Origin of the sequence: Aestuariivirga sp., from assembly GCF_037139295.1 — a bacterium.
GTDB lineage: Bacteria > Pseudomonadota > Alphaproteobacteria > Rhizobiales > Aestuariivirgaceae > Aestuariivirga.
In genome coordinates this window covers 1-1,880 of sequence record NZ_JBAXGR010000279.1, presented here as the reverse complement: position 1 = coordinate 1,880, position 1,880 = coordinate 1, and the positions used below count along the sequence as shown (strand labels likewise).

Below are 1,880 nucleotides of genomic sequence, written 5' to 3'. Positions count from 1 at the left end.
CGGGAGAATGGAACCACCCTACATTTAGTGGGTGTGGGTAACAACCGGATAGGCAAGGAACAAGCTTTCCGATGCCCAGCGCGTCATCCTCAGCGCCGCCTCACAGCGGACCGACCGCCTCGCCCTGCCGCTCCCCAAGAGCCTCGAGGGCGGCGCGGCCCAAAAGGTGGTCAACGCTCTGGTCGAGAAAGGCCTCCTCAAGGAGGTGAAGGCCAACCGCAAACTCAACGATCCGGTCTGGCGCGAAACCGAGGACGGCCGCGCCGTGACGCTGGTCATCACCGACGCCGGACTTTCTGCCATCGGGATCGAGGTAGAGTACCAGAAGACCCAGGCACAGAAATCAGGACCGAAGACCATCCCGACCGAGCGCAAGATCCGCGAAGGTACGAAGCAGGCGCTGGTGATCGAGATGCTGCGCCGTCCCGAGGGAGCGACTATCGCCGAGATCGTCGAAGCCACATTCTGGGCCAGCCACACAATCAGAGGCTTTTTAGCCGGAGCGTTGAAAAAGAAGCTCGGCCTCGTCATCGAGTCCTATAAAGACGATGTCAGAGGCCGGACATACAGAGTGAGATAGCTCACCTCCCGCAAAAGCTGACGCCGACTTCTCACTTCCAACACGCGCGGGGGTATCTGTACGGGTCATGCGGCACAGGGGTATGTGCATTCTGGTCACTTGTCTTCCGTCTGAAAGACAGTGATCATGTCAGTGCTCTTTCTAGGACCACTGACATGCTTCGTTGTAACGCCCTCTGTCTGCTGTTCTGTTTCGTATTTCTGAGCAATACAGCCTCCTCGGCAGCCGCAAGCGATTTCCCAGTCTATATTCGCGGGCTGTTGGGCCTCGGCGGTTCATTCGATACCGTTTTCGAGGATACCGATTGCTCCAGCAGCAGTCCCGCTGCCTATTTCGGTTGTGGCCCGGGACAGGATGGCAGGCCGCTTGGTGCATATGGCGATTTTGGCCGTACAGCCTTGTTGGAGGCTGGTTTGGGTATCGAGGTGACAGATTACCTGCGTGTAGAAGCCGTACTCGACTACCGCCCGGGTTTCGCCTTTGACGGCAATGCCAACTTTCTGCGTGCAGGTGCCGATCAACCGGTTGGCGGTGAAGTGACACAGATGGGCGTGATGGCTTTTGCTTACTTTGAGCCTTTGACTGCACTTGGCTACGTCACCCCCATCAAGCCTTTCATCGGAGCCGGTGCGGGCGCCTCGTGGAACGAGATCGGTGAGATGACATACAAGTTTCCGGCGCTCAGACAACCCCGCTATTCACAGATGCCCGGCGGCACAAATACTAGCTTCGCATGGTCAGTTGTCGGCGGAGCAGCCTATGATATCTCGGACCGGTTGACCCTGGATATTTCGTATCGCTACAGCGATCTGGGAGAGGTGAGGACCGATGAAGGTACCTTATTCATCCAGAGAAGCTCCAGCACACTGGAGATCCCGATCGCCGAAACGAAAGCAAACCTAACTGAGCAATCCATCGCTGCATCCTTTCGCTGGCGCTTTTTGCCGTAAATTCCAGGGAGCACCGAGTAGCCATCAATATAGAGTTTGATCAATACTCATGTGCCTTCAATTGGAGCATCGGCGCAACTTGGCAGTCTCCACTACGACCTGAGAGTGTTGAATGTCCGTCGCAGTGTGTAGGATCTGATGAGCGAGACTAAGGTGAAGATCAGACCTAAAAGAAACGTCTCCCTTAAAGCGACCTGAAGTCCAAAGAGAGGGAACGCGGCTATTTGCGTCAGTACTGCGAGGCCATAGCCAACCGCAATATTGGTGGCGGCCTCGATGAGGGACATCCAGCGCGACTGCATCACGCGGAGTCCTTCGATTTGCGCTCTCGTGCAACTCTCAGATCATCG

Annotated in this window: 2 protein-coding genes; both read left to right on the top strand. The window is 56.3% G+C overall.

Going from position 1 to position 1,880, the window contains the following annotated elements; genetic code table 11:
- The first annotated feature begins 166 nt into the window (after positions 1-166).
- Complete coding sequence (locus WCJ41_RS21895) at positions 167-580, top strand: DUF3489 domain-containing protein (RefSeq protein WP_336907949.1); 414 nt, start codon at positions 167-169, stop codon at positions 578-580.
- 155 nt (positions 581-735) lie between these two features.
- A complete protein-coding gene (locus tag WCJ41_RS21890; protein ID WP_336907948.1) occupies positions 736-1,530 on the top strand; it encodes an outer membrane beta-barrel protein in 795 nt (264 codons plus the stop codon).
- Positions 1,531-1,880: the final 350 nt, after the last annotated feature.

Bases quoted from the DNA above. Each gene is read 5' to 3' on its own strand.
- WCJ41_RS21890 (WP_336907948.1), top strand. From the start codon at position 736: ATGCTTCGTTGTAACGCCCTCTGTCTGCTGTTCTGTTTCGTATTTCTG.